At 63.8% G+C, this 16,694-nt stretch carries 19 protein-coding genes and 1 pseudogene; 11 read left to right on the plus strand and 9 right to left on the minus strand.

Annotated elements, in window-relative coordinates; translation table 11 throughout:
• Window positions 1-10 precede the first annotated feature (10 nt).
• From CO656_RS18420 to CO656_RS18440, 5 genes are all read right to left on the minus strand, one after another.
• The gene (locus tag CO656_RS18420; RefSeq protein WP_097526661.1) at window positions 11-1,042 is read right to left on the minus strand and encodes a peptidoglycan -binding protein; all 1,032 of its coding nucleotides are present in this window, start codon (window positions 1,040-1,042) and stop codon (window positions 11-13) included.
• Between the two features lie 3 nt (window positions 1,043-1,045).
• Window positions 1,046-2,152: a MotA/TolQ/ExbB proton channel family protein gene (locus CO656_RS18425; protein ID WP_037420195.1), complete on the minus strand. Its 1,107-nt coding sequence runs from the start codon at window positions 2,150-2,152 to the stop codon at window positions 1,046-1,048.
• 347 nt (window positions 2,153-2,499) lie between these two features.
• Window positions 2,500-3,300 carry an inositol monophosphatase family protein gene (locus CO656_RS18430; RefSeq protein ID WP_037389161.1) on the minus strand — a complete coding sequence of 267 codons (801 nt, stop codon included), beginning with the start codon at window positions 3,298-3,300 and terminating at the stop codon, window positions 2,500-2,502.
• 234 nt (window positions 3,301-3,534) lie between these two features.
• Entirely contained in the window at window positions 3,535-4,671 is a 1,137-nt protein-coding gene (locus CO656_RS18435; protein ID WP_097526718.1) for a tetratricopeptide repeat protein, read from the minus strand.
• An 8-nt stretch (window positions 4,672-4,679) separates the two neighbouring features.
• On the minus strand, window positions 4,680-5,333 hold the full coding sequence (locus CO656_RS18440) for a thiamine phosphate synthase (RefSeq protein WP_097526662.1): 654 nt from the start codon (window positions 5,331-5,333) through the stop codon (window positions 4,680-4,682).
• A 103-nt stretch (window positions 5,334-5,436) separates the two neighbouring features.
• Here CO656_RS18440 and CO656_RS18445 point away from each other — a divergent pair, with 103 nt between their 5' ends.
• Together CO656_RS18445 and CO656_RS18450 are read left to right on the plus strand one after the other, a co-directional pair.
• A complete protein-coding gene (locus CO656_RS18445) occupies window positions 5,437-6,216 on the plus strand; it encodes a sulfite exporter TauE/SafE family protein (RefSeq protein WP_097526663.1) in 780 nt (259 codons plus the stop codon).
• Window positions 6,217-6,315: 99 nt separating this feature from the next.
• Window positions 6,316-6,576, plus strand: coding sequence for a metalloregulator ArsR/SmtB family transcription factor (locus tag CO656_RS18450; RefSeq protein ID WP_037389169.1), 261 nt, complete (start codon window positions 6,316-6,318; stop codon window positions 6,574-6,576).
• A gap of 173 nt (window positions 6,577-6,749) precedes the next feature.
• Here CO656_RS18450 and CO656_RS18455 read toward each other — a convergent pair whose 3' ends face one another.
• Window positions 6,750-6,923, minus strand: coding sequence for a DUF465 domain-containing protein (locus CO656_RS18455; protein ID WP_014765888.1), 174 nt, complete (start codon window positions 6,921-6,923; stop codon window positions 6,750-6,752).
• Window positions 6,924-7,134: 211 nt separating this feature from the next.
• On the opposite strand from CO656_RS18455, the gene CO656_RS18460 reads away from it, so the two are divergent.
• The 6 genes from CO656_RS18460 to CO656_RS18485 all read left to right on the plus strand — a co-directional run bounded on the left by CO656_RS18460 (window position 7,135) and on the right by CO656_RS18485 (window position 10,991).
• Window positions 7,135-7,338, plus strand: a complete 204-nt coding sequence (locus CO656_RS18460) for a DUF465 domain-containing protein (protein WP_012709331.1) — start codon at window positions 7,135-7,137, stop codon at window positions 7,336-7,338.
• A 52-nt stretch (window positions 7,339-7,390) separates the two neighbouring features.
• Window positions 7,391-7,855, plus strand: a complete 465-nt coding sequence (gene purE, locus CO656_RS18465; protein WP_037420361.1) for a 5-(carboxyamino)imidazole ribonucleotide mutase — start codon at window positions 7,391-7,393, stop codon at window positions 7,853-7,855.
• Window positions 7,852-8,901, plus strand: a complete 1,050-nt coding sequence (locus tag CO656_RS18470; RefSeq protein ID WP_097526664.1) for a 5-(carboxyamino)imidazole ribonucleotide synthase — start codon at window positions 7,852-7,854, stop codon at window positions 8,899-8,901. The genes purE and CO656_RS18470 overlap by 4 nt, the downstream gene beginning before the upstream one ends.
• Window positions 8,902-9,078: 177 nt before the next feature.
• On the plus strand, window positions 9,079-9,204 hold the full coding sequence (gene ykgO, locus CO656_RS18475) for a type B 50S ribosomal protein L36 (RefSeq protein ID WP_012709334.1): 126 nt from the start codon (window positions 9,079-9,081) through the stop codon (window positions 9,202-9,204).
• A gap of 95 nt (window positions 9,205-9,299) precedes the next feature.
• Window positions 9,300-9,899 carry a hypothetical protein gene (locus CO656_RS18480; protein ID WP_037420208.1) on the plus strand — a complete coding sequence of 200 codons (600 nt, stop codon included), beginning with the start codon at window positions 9,300-9,302 and terminating at the stop codon, window positions 9,897-9,899.
• 45 nt (window positions 9,900-9,944) lie between these two features.
• Window positions 9,945-10,991, plus strand: a complete 1,047-nt coding sequence (locus CO656_RS18485; protein ID WP_097526665.1) for an alpha/beta hydrolase — start codon at window positions 9,945-9,947, stop codon at window positions 10,989-10,991.
• Here the strand turns inward: CO656_RS18485 and pyk are convergent.
• Together pyk and CO656_RS18495 are read right to left on the minus strand one after the other, a co-directional pair.
• A complete protein-coding gene (gene pyk, locus CO656_RS18490; protein ID WP_097526666.1) occupies window positions 10,958-12,397 on the minus strand; it encodes a pyruvate kinase in 1,440 nt (479 codons plus the stop codon). The two genes, CO656_RS18485 and pyk, sit on opposite strands and share 34 nt — an antisense overlap.
• Window positions 12,397-12,768 (minus strand): annotated as a pseudogene (locus tag CO656_RS18495) (DUF1036 domain-containing protein); the annotation flags it as partial. The gene pyk and the pseudogene CO656_RS18495, both read right to left, overlap by 1 nt.
• 298 nt (window positions 12,769-13,066) lie before the next feature.
• On the opposite strand from CO656_RS18495, the gene CO656_RS18500 reads away from it, so the two are divergent.
• The 3 genes from CO656_RS18500 to CO656_RS18510 all read left to right on the plus strand — a co-directional run bounded on the left by CO656_RS18500 (window position 13,067) and on the right by CO656_RS18510 (window position 14,610).
• Window positions 13,067-13,861, plus strand: a complete 795-nt coding sequence (locus tag CO656_RS18500) for an N-formylglutamate amidohydrolase (RefSeq protein ID WP_097526668.1) — start codon at window positions 13,067-13,069, stop codon at window positions 13,859-13,861.
• 16 nt (window positions 13,862-13,877) lie between these two features.
• The gene (locus CO656_RS18505) at window positions 13,878-14,183 is read left to right on the plus strand and encodes a DUF1244 domain-containing protein (protein ID WP_037420220.1); all 306 of its coding nucleotides are present in this window, start codon (window positions 13,878-13,880) and stop codon (window positions 14,181-14,183) included.
• A gap of 160 nt (window positions 14,184-14,343) precedes the next feature.
• The gene (locus CO656_RS18510) at window positions 14,344-14,610 is read left to right on the plus strand and encodes a DUF2312 domain-containing protein (protein WP_037389186.1); all 267 of its coding nucleotides are present in this window, start codon (window positions 14,344-14,346) and stop codon (window positions 14,608-14,610) included.
• Between the two features lie 77 nt (window positions 14,611-14,687).
• On the opposite strand, the gene CO656_RS18515 is transcribed toward CO656_RS18510, so the two are convergent.
• Window positions 14,688-16,526, minus strand: a complete 1,839-nt coding sequence (locus CO656_RS18515; protein WP_097526669.1) for a DUF882 domain-containing protein — start codon at window positions 16,524-16,526, stop codon at window positions 14,688-14,690.
• Window positions 16,527-16,694: the final 168 nt, after the last annotated feature.

Genomic DNA, 16,694 nt, shown 5'->3' on the forward strand with positions numbered 1-16,694 from the left:
GGCCGCTCGTCTATTTTTCGGTCAGCTTGAGCTCGATACGCCGATTTTGCGCCCGCGCCTCCAGGCTTTCCCCGGCCCCAATCGGCTGGTATTCGCCAAATCCGGCCGCCACTAAGCGGTCGGCCGGCACGCCCTTGGAGATCAGGAACTTGACGACCGAAGTGGCGCGCGCCGAAGACAGTTCCCAATTGTCGGCAAAGCGGCCGGTGCCGGAGAGCTGCACGTTGTCCGTATGGCCGTCGACGCGCAGCACCCAGTTGATCTCGGCCGGAATTTCCCTGGCAAGGTCGAGCAGCGCCGTGGCGAGTTTTGCCATTTCCACCTGGCCCTCGGGGTTCAGGTCGCTGCTGCCCGAGGAAAAAAGCACTTCCGACTGGAAGACGAACCGGTCGCCGACGATGCGGATATTTTCGCGGTCGGAGAGGATTTCCCGCAAGCGGCCGAAAAAGTCCGAGCGGTAGCGATTGAGTTCCTGCACGCGCTGGGCGAGCGCGACGTTCAGCCGGCGGCCGAGGTCGGCGATCTTCGCCTGCGAAGCCTGATCCTTCGCCTCGGAAGCCTGAAGCGCGCCCTCGATGGCGGCAATCTGGCTGCGCAGCGCGGCGATCTGCTGGTTCAAGAGCTCGATCTGGCTCATCGCGCGGGCGCTGACCTGCTTTTCGTTTTCGAGCTCCGAGCCCAACCGGCCGAGTTTCTGATTGGCCGCATCGGTACTGCCGGCCCCCTGATCAAGCAGCGCTTCAAGGCGGGACCGCTCGCCCTCTGACTGGGCAAGCGAGGCCTGGAGATTGGCAAGCGAATCCTCGAGATCCTGCTTGCCGCTCTTCTCGAGGGCGAGAAGCTGGGTCAGTTCGTTGATCTGGCTGTTCAGCCGGTTCAGCACCTCGTCCTTGCCGGTGATCTCCCGCCCCATCAGGAACTGAGCCGTGACGAAGACGCTGAGCAGGAACATGATCGCCATGAGCAAGGTCGACAGCGCATCGACGAAGCCCGGCCAGTAGTTGATCGTCCGCGGATTGCGGCCCCTTCGGGCGAGAGCCATGGATCAATCACCCCCGCTTTCGTCGGCGTGACTGAGCTTCGCCTGCGAGGTGGCCCTCTCGCTGTTGACGGCGATCCGGTCGGCCTGGCCGATGCGCGAGGTCAGCCGGTCGAGCGTCTTTCGCATCGACTTCGCCTCCTCCTGCTGCGCCTCGATCCAGTCGCGTAGCATCTGCTGCTCGCCGCGCATGTTCTTGACGAGACCTTGAATGCCCTCGGCGAGGCTCGCCATCGCTGCCGTCGTGCGCTGGTTGACGCCGCCGTCCTGCGCGAGGCGGGAGAGCTGGTCGGCGACGCGCCGCATTTCCTCCGCCGGTGCGCCGCCGGTCGTCTCGATCGGCGCCGAAAAGCCGGAGCCGACATCGGTCACCGAGGAAAGCCAGTTCTCAAGTTCCGTGTAGAAACGGTTCTGGGCGCGGCCGGCCTGGAGATCGAGGAAGCCGAGGATCAGCGAACCGGAAAGTCCGAAGAGCGAGGCCGAGAAGGCGGTGCCCATGCCGGTCAGCGGCGCCGAGAGACCGCTCTTCAGCGAGCTTAAGAGGTCCTCCGTCGTCCCGGAACCGGCGTCGAGAGACTGGATGACGGTATTGATGGAGCCGATCGTGCCGAGAAGGCCCCAGAAGGTGCCGAGCAGGCCGAGAAAAACGAGAAGGCCGGCAAGATAACGGGTGATGTCGCGCGACTCGTCGAGGCGGGTGGCGATGGAATCGAGGATCGAGCGGAGCGCGATCGTCGAAATCGCCGTCGTCTGGCGCCCGCCGATCAGCGCCCGCATGGGTGCAAGCAGCACCGGATCGCGCCCGACCTTGTCGGCACTGCCAGCGGCGCGGAATGAATTGAACCATCGCACTTCGGGCCTGAGGCCGAGCACGTGGTTGAAAGCCAGCAGAATGCCGATCAGCAGCACCCCAAGGATCAGCCCGTTGAGGCCGGGATTGCCGACGAAGGCCTCGCGTGCCTGCCGGAAGAGGATCGCCGCGACAAAACCGACGATGATCAGGAAAATGACCATCGTCCAGAAGTAGGGCATGGGGCTCGAAAGCTTATGCGGATTATAGTTCTCCTCCGCCACTTCCTGCCCACGCCAGCCGGACAGACTGAGTTTCGTCATGCGTTTGCCAATCTCCCGGTTTGCGGCACGCTCCTGCGCCTGTCCGCACAAGCGCCGGTTGCTGCAACTCTTTGAAGTAGCGGATCATTCTCGAAATCAATAGCGATCTCGGCCGAACGATGCCGCCGATGGCCGGAGACCATCCTATCGGCCCGGAGACTAGTGGAACTTTGCGCCAAATTGAAGGGAAAACGGCAGAGCCGGCCCAGGAATGCGCCGCCCCCCTCCAGGGAGGTCGGGTCGCAACGCTGCAAAGGAGCAGAAATGTTCGATTCCAATGCCTTATGTCGAACGCGGACCGGAAGACACGTGTACGCGGCCGGTCCGCAGCATGGCCTTGGGCGGCCCTACTTCGTTGGGACCGGGCGGTGGATGACCTCGCGCAGCGCCTTGGCGATATATTCGTTGCCGCAGATGATCGAGCCGTCTTCGACCGGCTTGCTGCCGCCGTCGATGTCGGTGACCCAGCCGCCGGCCTCGCGAACGAGCAGGACCCCGGCGGCGATATCCCAGGCAGCGAGATCGCGCTCCCAGAAGCCGTCGAAGCGACCGGCAGCCACATAGGCGAGGTCGAGCGAGGCGGAGCCAAAGCGGCGAATGCCGGCAACCTCGCCCATGACGTGGCGGAGCTCGATGAGATATTTGCCGTGATTGCCGCGGCCGAGATGCGGCGTGCCGGTGCCGACCACCGCGTCGGACAGGACCTTACGGGCGCCGACGCGCAGCCGCCGGTCGTTCAGGAAGGCGCCACCGCCCCGCTCAGCCGTATAGAGTTCGTCGGTTGCCGGATTGAAGACCACCGCAGCGACGATCTCGCCCTGGCGCTCCAGCGCGATCGAGATGGCGAAATGCGGAAGGCCGTGGAGAAAATTTGTGGTGCCGTCGAGCGGGTCGACGATCCAGCGATGGGCGCCGTCGGTGCCCTTGATCTCCTCGCCTTCCTCGCCGAGGAAGCCGTAGGTCGGGCGGGCCTTCAGGAGATCCTCGCGGATGCTCCGCTCGGCCTTGCGGTCTGCCTGGGAAACGTAGTCGCTCGGCCCCTTCAAGGACACCTGTAGGTTCTGTACTTCGCCGAAATCGCGCGCCAGCGACTTGCCGGCCTTGAAGGCCGCCTGGACCATGACATTGAGAAGGGCAGAACGGGCCATAGGGCAATCCTCTGAAAGCGAAGGCCGGCCGAGCCGTCTCGACCGGACATTGAACCTGCTTGACGGCCCGCCCTCGTAAAGGGTCGGCGAAGACGCAACCGTCGTCAAAAAACCGAGTGAGAAGTCACTCCGCCCGCGGAGATGGCATGAGGGGCCGCGGACAAAACCGCGGCTTCAAGACCACAAAAACCCCAAGAGTTCAAGCGAAATACATGGCGCCGGTCGAATCTAGGCTCAGGACGAGCGGAACTTGTTCGCGGCCGCGAGCGCCGATTTCTGCTGCGAGTCGTTGAGGCCGAGATAGAAATCCTCGAGCGCATCGTCCTTGAGCCCCGCCCGGCGCGACAGCACGTACCACTTCGCTGCCTCGATTGGATCGGGCCGCGTGCCGATGGCATTGACGAGGAGGTGGGCAAGCCGGTTCTGCGCAACCACGTTGCCGCCCTCGGCTGCCCGCTTCATCCAGGCAAAGCCCTCGTCCAGGTTGCGGTCGCCGCCGATCCCTTCGATCAGCCAGATCGCCATGTCGAGCTGCGCGGTGTCGTAGCCGGCGCGCGCCGCCCGGGCCAGCCATTCGCGTGCACGCGCCCGCTTGCCGTCGTCGATGCCCTCGACATTGAGATAAATCTGCGAAAGCGCATATTGCGCATCGGCAATGCCCTGTTCGGCCGCCTTCTCGTAATAGGGCATCGCCGCCTTCAGGCCCTTCTGGCCGGGTGCGTCGGCAACGAGCGTCTGCCCATAGTTGAACTGGGCGGCCGCGTTGCCGAGATCGGCGGCCTTCTTCATCAGTTCGTCGGCGGCCTTGCGGTCGCGCTTGACGTGGCGCCCCTCCATCAGGATCAGCGCATATTTGAACATCGCCGCCGGATCGCCGTTGTTCGCCGCCTGGCCGTACCAGAAGGCCGCATCCTTGGGGTTGCGCGCGACGCCGAGGCCCTGCTCGAGGATCGAGGCGACCAGCGTCTGGGCCGCCGGATCGCCGAGTTGGGCGCGCGGCAGCGCAAGGTCCATTGCCGTCAGGTAATAGCCGCGCTGGAAGGCTCCATAGGCCTCGTCCACCTTGCCGGCGAACGGCTTTTCGGCCGGAAGCGCCGGAAGTTCGGCCCCCATGCGGTCGATTACGTTGACGCCTCCGGAGGGTTTTTCGTCGTCTTTCTTGGGCTTGGCGTTCGTATCGCCCTTCGCCGGCTTTTCGGCGCCTTCCGGCAGCGCCGCACCGTTAAAGGGTGTGATCCGGCCCCGTTTCGGGACGATGCCCTCATCCGCAGGTGCCGGCGGCTGTTCGGCGCGAGCCGGCAAGGCGGCCAGAGTGACGGCGACGACAAGGGTCGCGAACCGGCTTCGTTTCAGGGGGGATCGGCTCAGCATCGCCACGTCTAATCTTCAAACCGTGGCGCTTTTTCGTCAAGCAAGGCGTTGACGGCGGCAACCACGGAGGGCGCCTGGCCCGACTCGGCGAAGACCGCGAGACGCAGCGCGACGAACTCGGCGCCGGTCTCGGCCACTGCAAGCGCGGACTGCGGATCGGTGCCGCCCATGACGATGCAGGGAATTTCGATCATCGATGCCCACCATTCCGCGAGCGCCAGATTCTTCGGGTGCGCTTCCGGCTTGATGTCGCCGTCGGTGCGGCCGAAGAACACGTAGTCCGGCCGGAGTTCGCCGATCTCGAGCGCGTGGTGGCGGTCGGTCGCATTGCCGCCGCCGACGATCATCTTCGGCGTATGCCGCTCGATCGCCTCGCCAAGCATGTCCGCACCGGCGGCGATATGAAGACCATCGGCCTTGGCTCGGCCGGCGGCCCGCGTATCGCCTTCGATCAGCGCCGCCGCACCCGCCTGCTGGATCACCGGCACCAGCGCCTCGGCGTGCCTTTGGAAATCCGTCTCGTTGAGGCCATATTGCGGAACAATGACGGAGGCCACGTCGCCGCCTTTCAGCGCATCCGCAAGGATCTTCGCGCGCTCGGCGGCATCCGGCATGTCGGGCGCGATCAGCACAAGGCGGCAGCGGTTATCGGTATTGCTCATGTCGTTCGTTCCTGGCGAAGCCCGCTCGAGGGCGGAAATCCGCTACTCGATTTCAATCGGGAAAACCGATAGACGGAGATAACCAAAGGATCAACCGCCGCCTATGCTTCCCGATCTCGACTTCTATCTGGTCGCCGTGCCGGCGGTCCTGCTCGTTGGCCTCAGCAAGGGAGGCATGGGAGAGGCGCTATCGCTGATGGGGGTTCCGATCCTCTCGCTGGCGGTCTCGCCGGTCCAGGCGGCGGCGTTGCTCCTCCCCATTCTCATCGCAATGGACATCGTCTCTTTATGGATCTGGCGGAAGCACGGCGACCGGAAGACGCTCACCATGCTCTTGCCCGGCGCGCTGGCCGGCATCGCCATCGGCTGGGCGACGTCGGCCTACGTGCCGCGCGATGCGCTGCGGCTGATCATCGGCGCCATAACGGTCGTGTTCGTGCTGCGTTACGTCTACACCGTCTGGCGCAGCCGCAGCGGCACGCCGATCCTTCCGAAGCAGCACCGTCTGGGCCCTGCGGCGCTATGGGGAAGCTTTGCGGGATATGGCAGCTTCGTCGCGCATGCCGGCGGGCCGCCTTTCCAGATCTACGCCCTGCCGCTGAAGCTGGACCCGCGCGAATATACCGGCACCATCGTGCGCTTCTTCGCAACGCTCAATGCGGTGAAACTCATTCCCTATTTCGCGCTCGGGCAGCTCGACACCAGCAACCTCATGACATCGGCGACCCTCTTTCCTCTGGCGATGGTCGCAACGGCCTGCGGCGCATGGATCGTGCGCCGCATGAAGCCGCAGGTGTTCTATCCCCTTATGTACACCATGGCTTTCATCGCCGGATCTAGACTTATCTGGGAGGGGCTAACCAGCCTTCTGTCCGCCGGCTGACCGAGCCTTGCTCCGCTCGAATAATGCTGCAAAGCAATGCGGCATATCGCAATGCACAATTTTCTTGCCGGTCGCAGGAAATTCGCCTAACGTCCCGTCATGACGATCGCGGACCCATTCGATGCCATTGCGGATCCGAACCGGCGTTATCTGCTGGAGGAGCTGCGGCGCGCGCCCAAGACTGTCAATGAACTCGCCGAAGGGCTGCCGATCAGCCGGCCGGCGGTGTCGCAGCATTTGAAGGCGCTGCTCGACTGCAATCTCGTATCGGTGTCGACAAGCGGCACCAGGCGCATTTACGCCATCCACAGGCCGGGCTTCGACCGGCTCAATCTATGGCTCGACCAGTTCTGGTCCTGACGGCTTACATTCGCCCGCTCCGCGGCGGCCGTTAAGGAAGTCGCCGAAGAAGCGGACCGGGCCTTAGGCCCGGTCGAGCGATCCGTCATATATGGGATTGTTGTTGACCTTTCGCGTCGTTTCTCCTTCACGAAGACGACGCCTCCCGAAAGCGCGGGAAATACCGTTCGCAATCAGTGTGTCGAGGAACGGAGTCTTTCGATTTCGTCCTTGATGCGCAGCTTCCGCCGCTTGAGTTCGCTGATCAACTCGTCCTCGCAGGAGGGAGAATTCAGCGCTTCATGCAGCTCCTGTTCCAGGGCGCCATGTTTTTTCTCAAGCGTTGCAAGATGAGCCTCAATGGTCATTGGCAGTCCCTTCCTTTTGCTTGCATCCGGCACGCAAATGCCGGATGTTCCATGGTTGTAACCTTACCAGTGTGCCATGCCATTTTTCATTTGTCGAAGGCGAAATGATGACGTCGGATAACTTCCCGTCACCGCCCAAGATGTGATAGAGCGGCGCAGGAAATTCCGGTTCGCGACATGGACGCAGCCGGACTTATGGGGATCGTTTTGCATGCCGGACCAGGACCAGGCCGAACTTAGACTGACGATAGCGCGCCTGAGGCAGGAACATGAAGATTATGACGTCGCCATCAATGCCATGATCGAAACCGGCTGCGACGCCCTGCGCATCCAGCGCATGAAGAAGAAGAAGCTGGCCATCAAGGACAAGATCAGCAAGATCGAAGATCAGATCATCCCCGACATCATTGCCTGAACGGATCCTGATAGACGTGACCGAAACCACGACCCCGCCCGTCGCCATCATCATGGGAAGCCAGTCGGACTGGGAGACGATGAAGAATGCGGCCGACACGCTCGAGGCCCTCGATATCGCCTATGAGGCGCGCATCGTTTCCGCGCATCGGACACCCGACCGGCTGGTCCGCTTCGCCAAGGGCGCGCGCGACGAGGGCTTCAAGGTGATCATTGCCGGCGCCGGCGGGGCGGCCCATCTGCCGGGCATGTGCGCCGCGATGACGCCGCTGCCGGTCTTCGGCGTCCCGGTGCAGTCGAAGGCTCTCTCGGGCCAGGACAGCCTGCTCTCGATCGTGCAGATGCCGGCCGGCATTCCTGTCGGCACACTGGCGATCGGCAGGGCCGGGGCCGTCAACGCCGCCCTGCTCGCCGCCGCCGTCCTGGCGCTGAGCGACGAGGACCTCGCCGACCGTCTCGACGACTGGCGTGAGCAGCAGACCGTTTCGGTCGCCGAGTACCCGGTAGACCAGGCATGAAGACCATTGGAATCATTGGCGGCGGCCAGCTCGGCCGCATGCTCGCCATGGCGGCTGCGCGGCTGAATTTCCGCACAGTCATTCTCGAGCCGCAGCCGGACTGTCCCGCCGCCCAGGCGGCGAACACCCAGATTGTTTCCGCCTATGACGATCCGCGAGGGCTCGACGAGCTCGCCCGGACCGCCGATCTGATCACCTACGAATTCGAGAACGTCCCCGTCGCCGCGGCCGAGCGGCTGGCGGCATCGCGGCCGGTCTTCCCGCCACCAAAGGCGCTGGAAGTCGCGCAGGACCGGCTGGTCGAGAAGCGGTTCATCAATGGCTGCGGCATTGCCACGGCCGGCTTCCACGCCGTCGACAGCCAGGCCGACCTCGAAGCGGCGCTTGCCGACTTCGATGGCTCCGGCGTTTTGAAGACCCGCCGCCTCGGCTATGACGGCAAGGGGCAGCGCGTCTTCCGCTCCGGCAAGGACAATCCTTCCGACGCCTTCGCCGCCCTCGGCGGAGTCCCGCTGATCCTCGAAAGCTTCGTGGCCTTCGAGCGGGAAATCTCGATCATCGCCGCACGCTCCCCTGACGGCGCCACCGCCTGCTTCGATCCGGCGGAAAATGTCCATCGGAACGGCATTCTCCACACCTCGACCGTGCCCGCATCGGTTGCCGCCTCGACCGCCGAGGCTGCCCGCAAGGCTGCGACCGCCATTCTCGAAGCGCTCGGCTATGTCGGCGTCATCGGTGTCGAATTCTTCGTGCTTGCCGACGGCAGCGTCGTCGCCAACGAGATCGCTCCGCGCGTCCACAATTCCGGTCACTGGACGGAAGCCGCCTGCGTCGTTTCGCAGTTCGAGCAGCATATCCGCGCGATTGCCGGCCTGCCGCTCGGCGACGCCTCGCGTCACTCGGACTGCGTGATGCAGAACCTCATCGGCGACGAGATCGCCGAATTGCCCGCTCTGCTCGGCGAGCCGAACGTGCTGGTCCATCTCTACGGCAAGGCCGAGGCGCGCCCCGGCCGCAAAATGGGGCATTTCACCCGCCTCAGGTGAACCGAGTGGCCCAGGAACGCGCGCGCAGCTGTCGAAATCCCGCGGTCCTGCGGTTGACAAGGATAGGTGCGACACGCTATGTGCCTGCCTACTTGAAGAGCGCGCTGAATGGCGCGCTTTTGATTGTTGGAATTACCGGGCGAATTTTCATTCCCCGAAACCTGCGGATCAGGAAAAATGAAGATCAAGAATTCGCTCAAGTCGCTGAAGACCCGTCACCGCGAAAACCGCCTGGTTCGCCGCAAGGGTCGCGTCTACATCATCAACAAGTCGAACCCGCGTTTCAAGGCACGTCAGGGCTGATGCCCTCGGGCGGCTTCTGCCGCCGGACTGAACGTCGGTCGCTTCGGTGATCCTCCGTCACATTTGATTTTGATCTTGTTTCATGGCGGGCTACGATGTCCGCCATGCGCTTTTTTCTACCTTTGATTCTGGCCCTGATCGTCCCGGCAACTGCGGCCCTGTCGCAGGCTGCCGAACCCGCCCCCCGGCCGGAGGCGGCAAGTCTCGCCACACCCGAGCAACGCCTGGACGCCCTGTTCCTCGACCTCAAGAAGGAGCGCGACGAGAGCAAGGCACGGGAACTTGCCGACCGCATTCGCCTCGAGTGGCAGGAGTCCGGCAGCGCCACGGTGAACCTTCTGATGCAGTCGGCCGACAAGGCGATCACCGACGACAAGAAAACAGTGGCGCTCGACATCCTCGACCAGGTCATCGTGCTTGCCCCCGGCTATGTCGAAGGCTGGAACCGCCGCGCGACGCTGCATTTCCAGATGGGCAATTACCGCAAATCGATGTCCGACATAAACCGCGTGCTTGCCATCGAACCCCGGCATTTCGGGGCGATCGCCGGCATGGCGACCATGCTGGAGGCCGCCGGCAAGAACGAGCTGGCGATGCGGGCGTGGCAGCAATTCCTCGATATCTACCCCTCCGACCGCAAGGCCCAGGAGCAATTCGGGGAACTCGCCGAGAAGCTCGCCGGCAGCCGGACCTGATCGGCGACCTCTGCCATATCGCAGCCGCTCTGATATGACCGACGGATGTTCCTTGCCCTTCTGATTCTCGCCATTCTCATTCTCGCCGCGGTCGCCCACAGCTATTGGCAGGCACGCAGGATTGCCGCTCGCTTCCCGAACAGCGGCGAACTGGTCGATGTCGGCGGTTTCCGCATGAACTGCGTCCACATCCGGTCCCACGGGACCGCGGATCTGCCGCCGATCGTCTTCATTCACGGAGCCGGAGGCAATCTTCTCGACCAATTGCACGCCTTCCAGCCGGCGCTCGATGGCCGTGCCGAGATGCTTTTCGTTGATCGGCCGGGACACGGCTATTCGGAGCGCGGCGGGCCGGCCAATGCCCGGCCGGACGGCCAGGCCGACGCCATTGTCCGGCTGATGGACAAGCGCGGCATCTCCCGCGCAATCATCGTCGGCCACTCCTTCGGGGCCGCGATCGCCGCCAGCCTTGCGCTTCACCACCCGGACAGAACCGAAGGCGTCGTCCTGCTGGCGCCGGCGACGCATCCGTGGCCCGGAGGCGTCGACTGGCATATCACCTTCGCTGCCATGCCTTTTGTCGGCTGGCTGTTCGCCAGCACGGCCGTCATTCCGATCGGGCTGAGGCGCATCGACCGGGTGACGCAAGCCATATTCTCGCCCAATCCGCGCCCGAAGGACTACATCGCCAATACTGCGCCACACCTCGTCCTGAGGCCGGCCACCTTTCTCAACAATGCAGTCGATGTCGCCAATCTTCACGCTTACGTCACGCAGATGTCGCCGCGCTACGCGGAGATCTCCGCGCCGACCGTCATCATAACCGGTGACCGGGACGGCATCGTTTTGGCCGATATCCATTCCCGCAGCCTGGCGAGCTCAATCAAGGGATCGGAGCTGCTGTGGATCAGCAATCTGGGGCACAAGCCGGATTATGTCGTGACCGACCTCGTCGTCGCTGCCATCGAGAAGATCTCCGGGAAGCCGCACGACCTCCAGGAATTCGCAAGGCGGGCCGAAGCCCGCCTGAGAGTCGAGGAACCGGTCGAGGAACTCGCTTATACGCCGGTACGTCCGTCCGAGCCGATATAAGCGATGCGCAGCATGTTGGTGGCGCCGGGCGTTCCGAGCGGCACGCCGGCGGAGATGATGATCCGGTCGCCGGGTTTGCCGAAACCTTCCGAAACGGCAATGCGGCAGGCGCGATTGACCATGTCGTCGAGGTCGGTCGCATCCTCGGTGACGACGCAGTGCAGACCCCAGACGACCGAGAGGCGGCGGGCCGTCTGGACGATCGGCGAAAGGGCGATGACCGGCACCTGCGGGCGTTCGCGCGCGGCGCGCTGGCCGGTGGCGCCGGACGAGGTGTAGGTGACGATCGCCGCCAGGTTGAGCGTCTCGGCGATCTGGTGCGCCGCAAGTGAGATGGCGTCGGCGCCGGTGGCCTCCGGCGGCGTGCGCTGGGCGTAGATGATGCCCGAATAATGCGGGTCGCGTTCGACGTTGCTAGCGATCGAGGCCATGGTAGCGACGGCCTCGACCGGGTATTCGCCGGAGGCCGATTCAGCCGAAAGCATGACGGCATCGGCGCCTTCGAACACGGCGGTCGCCACGTCCGAGACCTCGGCACGCGTCGGCACCGGCGACGAGATCATCGATTCAAGCATCTGAGTCGCGACGACGACGGGCTTGCCGGCACGCCGACAGGCGCGCGTCAGTTGCTTCTGCAGGCCGGGCACGGATTCGAGCGGCATCTCCACACCGAGATCGCCGCGCGCGACCATGAGCGCGTCCGAAAGCTCGATGATCTCGTCGATGCGTTCGATCGCCTGCGGCTTCTCGATCTTCGACATGATCCCGACCCGACCGCGGGCGATCTTGCGGACCTCGGCAAGATCCTCCGGGCGCTGGATGAAGGAAAGCGCCACCCAATCGACCTGGCCGGTGGCAAGTACCGCGTCGAGATCGGCACGGTCCTTATCGGTCAGTGCGCCGACACCGAGGAGCGTATCGGGCAGGCTGACGCCCTTGCGGTCCGAAATCCTGGTGCCGGAAACCACGGTGGTGACGATGCTCTTGCCATCGGTTTTCTCGGCGCGCAGATGCAGCTTGCCGTCATCGATCAGCAAGCGGTCGCCGGGCTTCACCGCCTCCAGAATTTCCGGATGCGGAAGGAAGACGCGCGTGTTGTCGCCGGGCACGTCCCTGTTGTCGAGCGTGAAAGTCTGGCCGATCTTGAGCTCGACCTTGCCTTCGGCGAACTTGCCGACGCGCAGCTTCGGGCCCTGCAGATCGGCAAGGATGCCGATCGGCCGGCCGCAGCGCGCTTCGACACTGCGAATCCGCTCGATGAGGGTGCGCATGACCTCATGGCTGGCGTGGCTCATATTGATGCGGAACAGGTCGGCCCCCACCTCGTGCAGCTTCTGGATCATCTGCTCCTCGGACGATGCCGGCCCGAGCGTGGCGAGGATTTTGACTTTTCTGTTCCGTCTCATCAATTCTGGCTTTCCTGCGTGCCGGGCGTATCGGAAAGCTGAACCATCCAGCTCCCCTGCCGCCCCGTGTCATATTCCTTGAATCCCATGCGCTGGAAGCCGCGCGCAAAGCAGTCCTGCACGCCGACGATTTTGAACTCGTTCTCGGCGACGCACATGTTGATGTCGCCGGTCCAGCGGCCGCCCTTGGCCGCGTCTTCCGCATAGAGATAGTAGTAGCGGGACTGGAGTTCGCCCTCGATCAGCGTCGCGCAGGTCGTCGCCGGCACCTGCCACCAGCCCTCGGTGACCCAGCCGTCCTTGGCGCGATAGCCGATCGCCACGCCGACCAGCTGCTGCGTCCCGTTGCAAACGCGAAAGTCGGCCCGAGCCTCGCCAGAAATGAGAAATGCACCGGAAAGTACCAAGGAATACAGGAGGATGGCTCCTAACGTCGTTGACCCCGGCTTCGCTTTGCAAAAAGGATATCTAGACACGGCTTCCTGCGGAACTCCGTTTTGATTTGTGTGGCACTTTCTTGCGACGGCCAGCCGGGAAAGTCAACGCAACTCTAATCGATTATATTTGCCATTCCTGTGACAGAAGGCGCTGAACTCACGGCTTTTTATTGCGAGCCGCAATTTTGCGTGCGATCAGGTGCGGAGCGTTGGAGAGCGACACAGGATCGGAATGCGGCACTTCTCCCCCTATGAAATCATCGGCGGCAAGCGCGAAAACGGCCTCGTCCTTCTGGCCGACCACGCCATGAACCGGCTTCCCCCGGAATACGGGCGACTCGGCCTTGCCGACAGCGCCTTCGAACGCCACATCGCCTATGATATCGGCATCGAGCCATTGGTGCGGCAATTGTCGGCGGCCCTCGAAGCACCGGCAGTCCTCGGCTGCTTCTCGCGTCTGCTGATCGACCCAAACCGCGGTGAGGACGATCCGACGCTGATCATGAAGATCTCGGACGGCGCCGTCATTCCGGGCAACCACCCGATCACCGACGAGGAATGGCAGAACCGGCTGAACCGGTTCCACCGGCCCTACCACGAGGCGGTCTCGCAAACGATCGCCGAGGCCGCTGCGGCGAGCGGAAAGGCGCCTCTGGTGATCTCGCTGCATTCCTTCACGCCTGCCTGGAAGGGTATCGCGCGCCCCTGGCACGCGGCGGTGCTCTGGGACAACGACCCCCGCGCCGTCTTTCCACTGATCGAAAGACTCGAGAGCGCCGGCGACATCGTCGTCGGCAACAACGAGCCCTATGACGGCGCGCTGAGGGGCGATACGATGTACCGCCATTGCATGGTGCCGGGCATCGCTCACGCATTGATCGAGGTGAGACAGGACCTGATCTCCGACATGGCGGGCGTCACTGCCTGGGCCGAGCGGCTGGCGCCGATCCTCGCGGAGCTCAACGACATGCCGGCGCTCCACGCCTATCAGCGCTATCCTTCGCGAACCGGTGCCTATGATGGCTGACAAACGGAGACATAACATGACCGAGCTCAGCAAGGAGCAGCGTATCGCGTTCGAGGCCGCGGCCTTCCGCCGGCTGATCGAGCATCTGCGCGAGCGCGGCGACGTCCAGAACATCGATCTGATGAACCTCGCCGGTTTTTGCCGCAACTGCCTCTCGAACTGGTACCGGGAAGCGGCCGAAGCCTCGGGCATATCGATGACCAAGGATGAATCGCGCGAGATCGTCTACGGCATGCCCTATGAGGAATGGCGCGCGCTTTATCAGAAGGACGCGTCCGCGGAGCAGCAGGCGGCGTTCGAGCGCAATCGCCCGAAGGAATAGCGGCCGTTTTCCGCCGTATCCACATCAATCCACATCTGCGGCCCTCTTCGGCGACGGCGCGGGAAGGAATTGCCCTACCTGTTGCGCAATCGCCCTTGACCTCGCCTGCCGTTCGCGGCAGGTCACAGCACTAGAATTCATTCCCCAAAAGGAGAAGACCATGTCCGATGCTCAAGGCTTCGCACGCGATCAGCTTCGCGCTTTCATCGAACGGATCGAGCGGCTGGAAGAAGAAAAGAAGACGATCGCCGACGACATCAAGGATGTCTATGGTGAAGCCAAGTCGATGGGCTTCGACACGAAGATCCTGCGCAAGGTCATTTCGATCCGCAAGCAGGACGCCGACGAGCGCATGGAGCAGGAGGCAATCCTCGACACCTATCTGCAGGCACTGGGCATGGTTCCCGCCGCCGACGAGGCCGCTTAAGCCCGATCAGGCTGAATGAAAAAGCCCGCCGGTCAGTTCAGACCTGGCGGGCTTTTTCTGTGTCCGGGAGAAGGACCTCAGTTGGTACTGAACTTCTTCACTTCCATGAAATTCACCGCAGTGCCGCTGAAGCGAGCCGTATCGACCGTGGCGCCGGCATTGCTGTTGAAGCCGGCCGCATAGACGGTCGTCGGCGCGGCCCTGAGCGAGCTGCTGACGAAGCGCGGCGCTTTGACCGGCTTCGACAGCGTGGCGACGCGGCCGGTCGAAAGCGCCCATTCGGAAATGATCTTCTTCGTCAGCTTCGGCTCAGTCCGAACGGAGGAGCGGCTTGCCGCTTCCGCATCCTGCCGCTTCGGGCGCGCGCCCTTCGAAGGCAGGTCCGCCTCGGTGTCGAAGGCGCTGTCGAAGATCGAGGCCCGCGAGCTGCTGTCGGGCTGCGGCGCATAGGCGGCCATTTGGACCGCCGGTGCAGCATGCTCGTCGACCGTCGGGGCAGCGAGCGCGACACGCGTTTCAGGCGGCCGGGCCATGGCGATCGTCTCGGCCACGGATGCGGCCGCGACCGGGCGCTCCTCAACGAGCGGGGCGGTGACATCGGCCGCGGCGACGGCGGCGAGCGCAGCCTGTCCGGCTGGACGCATTCCCGGCACCGGCACGAAGCCGAGTTCGGCCGTCTGGCCGTCGGCAGAGGCCACGAGCGTTTCGCCGGCCATGAGCGTGTTCTCACGCATCTGCGGGACCGGAACCTTCAGCGTGCTGAGATCCGCATATTCCGATGGCGTTTGCCCGGTCTGCGGCATGGCCGCGGCGAGCGCCTCCTGGGCGCTGTTCTTTTCCGGTGCAACGAGCGCGACCGCTACGCCGCTTTCGGCCGGCGCATTCTTGAAGGCCGGTCGCACGGCGGGCACGGGCGCGTTGATATTCTGCTGATCGTCGGCCGGCGCACCGGCGACCGAACCGGCGACACCCGGCAGCGCCTCCTGACCGGCGGGCGCCGAGGCGGTCTGGGCCTTGGCCGGAACTCCCTCGTCGCCGCCTTCGCCCGCGCCGGCGGCAATCGCCGTCGGTTCTTCATCCTCGTCCCCGCCGCCGCCGAAGAGCGCGGCGAAGAGATTGCGGCGCTTGCCGGTGCCAACGTCGCCCGGCCCCTTCGCGCCACCGCCGGCCACCTCGATCGCCGACGCGCCGACGCGCCGCTTGTAATCGGCAACCGCCTGTTGGAAGCCCGGTAGCGGCTTGCCGTCGGCCGGAATGTGCATCGTCTTGCCATCGGGGAAGAGGCGGGCGAGCTCGTTGCGGGTCATGCGCGGCCAGGCGCGCACGCCGCCGACGTCCATGTGCACGAAGGGCGATCCGGAGGTCGGATAATAGCCGACGCCGCCGACCTGGAACTTCATGCCGATCTCGCGCAGCGTCTTGAGCCTAACGTCGGGCAGGTAAAAGTCCATCGCCTTGCCGAGCATGTGCTGGCTCTTCTTGGCGACGCCCTTCGAACGGGATCGCAACATGCCGTTGGTGGCGGGCGAGCGATAGGCAGAGACGACGTGGATATAGTCGCGCGAACCGCTCTTCTGGTAGACTTCCCAGATGAGGTCTAGGAGGCGCGGGTCCATCTTGGTCGGCTCGTTGCGCCGCCAGTCGCGCAGGAACCGGTTGATCTGCTGCAGGCCCTTCGCATCGTAACGGCCGTTGCGCTTGAAGGTGATCTGCGCCTTTTCCTTGGTATGGATGAAATAGAGCTTCAGCGTCCGCGTCTGGCCGGCGGCCGCGACCGGCGGCGCCATTCCGGGAGTGACGAGGGAGCACGTCAAGGCAATGGAGGCGAGAATCTGCGGACCCTTACGGGTGATCGCCGAGCAGAGTCTGCGCGTCAAGGAACCGATGGGTCCCCCCAAACCGAACAAATTTGGCATTCAATCCCCGTTCGACGGACAACCGTGCTTTGCTGTCTCAGATGACTGTCAAATAAGGTGACAGCATGGCAAATATGCCACAGTAGTCACCGCCCCTTATAATATAGTGAACAGTTTCCTAACAAGGTCTAAACGGCGGTGACTGAATTGGACGGCAAATGAGGTGTG

Origin of the sequence: Sinorhizobium sp. FG01 (genome assembly GCF_002531875.1) — a bacterium.
In the GTDB taxonomy this organism is placed as follows: Bacteria; Pseudomonadota; Alphaproteobacteria; order Rhizobiales; family Rhizobiaceae; genus Sinorhizobium; species Sinorhizobium fredii_C.